The sequence below is a fragment of the Bartonella sp. AA86SXKL genome, assembly GCF_042196885.1.
Genome location: NZ_JBHIRE010000425.1, coordinates 1 through 276 on the forward strand (window position 1 = coordinate 1; position 276 = coordinate 276).

1 protein-coding gene is annotated in these 276 nt (G+C 43.8%); it reads right to left on the minus strand.

What is annotated here, in order from left to right:
* Positions 1 to 276 (minus strand): Asd/ArgC dimerization domain-containing protein (locus ACFIO5_RS12400; protein WP_375705563.1); only part of this gene is annotated, 276 nt, incomplete at both ends.

Consider the following 276-nt stretch of genomic DNA (forward strand, 5'->3'; position numbering starts at 1 on the left):
GATATCTTCACGAACACGGCTAATAAAGGTATCATCTTCACCAGTGCTTTCATAGGGCGTTATATAGCCGCCATTTTCGTGCTTATCGATAACTTGGCAGCTAGGCGCTTCACGTAGAAGCTCTTGTGCTTCATGGGCGCTTAGTGGCTTTTCTAATTCAACATGAACAGCTTCCGCATGACCGATAAAGACAGGAACACGAACAGCCGTTGCTGTTAGTTTAATCTTAGGATCAAGAATCGTCTTCGTTTCAGCCGTCATTTTCCATTCTTCTTT